This is a genomic window from Oceanobacillus luteolus, from assembly GCF_023715655.1.
In the GTDB taxonomy this organism is placed as follows: Bacteria; Bacillota; Bacilli; order Bacillales; family Amphibacillaceae; genus Oceanobacillus; species Oceanobacillus luteolus.
In genome coordinates this window covers 1-3,479 of sequence record NZ_JAMBON010000084.1, presented here as the reverse complement: position 1 = coordinate 3,479, position 3,479 = coordinate 1, and the positions used below count along the sequence as shown (strand labels likewise).

Sequence of the window (3,479 nt, the reverse complement as noted above, 5' to 3'; positions counted from 1 at the left end):
ATTTATGAAGCATTATAATGAAGAGCGTATTCAAGAAAAATTAGGCTACCAATCTCCAATAGAATTTCGTGGAATGGCAGCCTAAGAAGGTGTTTTATTATTGTCTCAAATTGCTATGTCAGTCTAGTTCGCCCAAGGCTCTTTCTTAGAATCTGCTGAACAGACCGATTATAGCAAGGAGACCAATAATAATCCAAAGCCAATTTTTTCGGATGCTCGCCGGTATGATTCTCTTTTTATTCCAGCGGTTCGGGTCAAAGCTTACATCGCCATCGTTTTCCGGATAATGGTGTTGGTAAGATCTCCAAGGTGAAAATGGTCGGATGCTACGGAGTACAAGTGGAGCAATCATGAACCCACCCGCAAAGCCGCCTAAATGCGCAATAATATTGATGTTTCCTCCTGCAAAAGACATAAGCACACCAACGATGAAGATGGTCACCACCATCTGTGAACTGCCATAATCAAGTAGATGCTTGCGGAATAAAACCATAAAAATATAAATTCCAAATAAACCGTAAATTGCTCCAGATGCACCCAGATGGAAATATTGCAATGGCTCAAATAAATACGTTGCAATATTTCCGATGATCCCTGTGACTAGGTAGGCTAAAATAAATCTTGTTTTACCAACCATTTGCTCTAATGCTGGTCCGAAGATAACGAGGGCAAATGAATTGAACAGCACATGTGCTGTATCGCTGTGTAAAAATATCGGAGTGGCTAATCGCCAATATTCACCCATGGCGACCAACAGATTATAGCCTATTCCAAAATTACGGATTTCCATACCAATGGGGAGCCGTAGAAAATTGATAATCAGCCAGAGAACGAGATTGATGATTACTATTGTCGAGACAATAGGATATAGTTTTATAAATTCCTTGATACTTCTTTCATTTCGTATGAACAATGAAGGAATCCTCCTGCTTATTTAGTTTCCAAGAAAGCTTAGATAATATTATAATAAATAAAACTTTAGGATATGACCAACAATAGCTACTATTTTTATCAGAGGAGATATGGCGATGATTAAAGGAATTGGAATCGATATTATCGAGTTGGAACGAATTCATAACAGTATTGAAAAAAGTGATCGATTGGCGGAACGGGTTTTAACAGAAAGAGAACTAGAAAGATATGCTTTCTTTGACAATAAGAGAAGACGAATAGAATATTTAGCTGGAAGATTCGCAGCAAAAGAGGCATGCGCAAAAGCCTTGGGTACAGGGATAGGCAAACTTAGCTTTCAACATATTGAAGTGATGAATGATCAACAAGGGGCTCCATATATTGTAGTAGAAGGATATGAAGAATACACCTTTTTCCTTTCCATCAGCCACAGTAAGCAATATGCCGTCGCTCAAGTGATTATTCAAGATTAACAGGACAAGAATCTGCATAAACCAAATAGTTGTCTCATAGTATTTTAATGCGGGCAAGAGGGAACTAATTGATATTGTCACCGCAAAGGAAAAGTACGAGATTGACAAGCACCTTGCAGAATTTCGGTTGAAAAGTAGGAATTGCTTAAGCAACATATCAATCAGTTTAGCTATGTACTCTAATTTTAAGAAGCTACTACGCAGAGTATACGCACGTCTACTCTTATGTCGCGATTTACTATGCAGCACCAGAGTCAGTTTGCCTGAAGGTGATCAGATTGGGCTTATAGAATGATTCATTGATTGGAAGAGATGAAGTTAAGTGATAAGAATTGCAATCAATATTACATGTTATAAGCCAATTCCGATTTATATCCTTCTGGCTTCCAATGTAGAAGAAGCTATAAAAAAAGCCTTTAAATTTAGGAGTGGAGACCAGGGTTGCGAAAATGAAGGTGAAAATATCTAGAAAGCACCTACGCGTCTCAGGTTCTCTAAAGATAAGAGGGTTTCCTTCGTGAAAAAGGGAACTGACCACCTTGACGAATCAAGTTTTCAAACAAGAAAGTTGAATGGCTGGAATATGCCAAAAGCAATCCTTATTTCCAGCAATACCTCTTTTTAATATCTAAACCTAAGCATGATGTGCAACATTCATTAACCGAAAGGATTGCCTTGGTGTGTAAAGTGTACCGTATGTTTTCCTTATAAACGTGATAATGTTCCCTTTGTTAATTGAGACAAGGGAGATATGTGTATGAAGAATCGCTATCTTGGTGTAATATTCATCGTCTTTGGTTTGATGTTCATGGCAGCATGTGGGGAAAAGTCTCAAGAGGACGTGGTGGAGGAGCTGACAGAAGTGTTAGAGGAGATGGATGGATATAAGGCAGAGGCGGAAATGACAATGAAAACTGGACAGGAGGAGCAAAAGTTTTCCATTGATGTTTGGCACCAGAAGGATAATTTCTACCGGGTGAAGCTTGGTCACGCTGGGGATGAGCGAGGGAGCCAAATCATTTTAAAAAATGAAGATGGGGTATTTGTCCTGACACCTGCGTTAGAGAAAAGTTTCCGGTTCCAATCTGAGTGGCCAGATAATAGTAGTCAGCCTTATTTATTCCAATCGCTTGTAAAAGACGTCATACAGGATGAAGAAGCTACTTTTGAAGCGACAGAAACGCACTATGTATTTAAGACACGAACAAATTATCAAAATAACAGTAACTTGCCTTATCAACAAATATTCTTTGATAAGAAAACTTACTACCCAGCTGCCGTACAAGTGTTGAATCCCGATGGCCAAGCTTTAGTAGAAGTGAATTTCAGTGCATTCGATACAGGGGTCAGCTTTGAAGCGGATGACTTTGCGATGGAAAAGAATATGGAAACAATTGCTGAAGAACCAACGTTCAACAGCATGAATGAAAACGACTCCTTTTCTGTAGTCCATCCTCTATATACAGCTGGAGCAGAAGCGGTTGACAGTAAAGAGGTTGAGCTGGAAGATGGGAAACGAATCATCTTAACTTATGACGGAGAAAAGAGTTTTACACTCGTCCAGGAAAAACGCTCAGATGTTCCTGCTTTATCTGCACCTGAAACAGTGCAAGGAGAAATCGTGAATCTCGGATTTACGATTGGAGCGATGTCCGATCAAACCATCTACTGGAACCACAATGGAATTGACTATACATTGGCAAGTGATACACTGACGCAAGAAGAATTGATTGAAGTAGCACAATCTGTCCGTGGCCAAGAAATAAAATGACTCTCAGTATCTCTTGACAAAGCCCCTTAAGATGGATACAGTAAAACAAACTGTGACTTATCTTAAGGGAATATTTTTGTACGGAATATACGGATGCACCCTCAAACCTCTTAAAATAAGGGAATACCCTGATGTTTATCAATTAAAACTCCAACAATACGACAAATTTTCCTTTTTTTTATTGAAAAACTCTTAAGTTAGAGTAAAATGTTTGTGGGAGAACATATACCCTGTCTTTGGTTTTGAAGTCGCAAGACTTCAACACCAAAGACAGGGCAAGCAAGCGAAGCGCGGTAGTATAAAGGGCGTTTTACGTGAAAAAG

The 3,479-nt window shown here is 39.1% G+C and carries 3 protein-coding genes; 2 read left to right on the top strand and 1 reads right to left on the bottom strand.

Going from position 1 to position 3,479, the window contains the following annotated elements:
* Nucleotides 1-145: 145 nt before the first annotated feature.
* Complete coding sequence (locus M3210_RS19535; protein WP_251517918.1) at nt 146-913, bottom strand: rhomboid family intramembrane serine protease; 768 nt, start codon at nt 911-913, stop codon at nt 146-148.
* A 115-nt stretch (nt 914-1,028) separates the two neighbouring features.
* Here M3210_RS19535 and acpS point away from each other — a divergent pair, with 115 nt between their 5' ends.
* Both acpS and M3210_RS19525 read left to right on the top strand, forming a co-directional pair.
* Entirely contained in the window at nt 1,029-1,385 is a 357-nt protein-coding gene (gene acpS, locus M3210_RS19530; RefSeq protein ID WP_251517915.1) for a holo-ACP synthase, read from the top strand.
* Nucleotides 1,386-2,142: 757 nt separating this feature from the next.
* Nucleotides 2,143-3,156 (top strand): LolA family protein, encoded by a 1,014-nt coding sequence (locus M3210_RS19525; protein ID WP_251517912.1) that lies wholly within the window; start codon nt 2,143-2,145, stop codon nt 3,154-3,156.
* The last annotated feature ends 323 nt before the right edge of the window (nt 3,157-3,479 follow it).

Coding starts and splice junctions, on each gene's coding strand:
- acpS (WP_251517915.1), top strand. CDS start 1,029: ATGATTAAAGGAATTGGAATCGATATTATCGAGTTGGAACGAATTCAT.
- M3210_RS19525 (WP_251517912.1), top strand. CDS start 2,143: ATGAAGAATCGCTATCTTGGTGTAATATTCATCGTCTTTGGTTTGATG.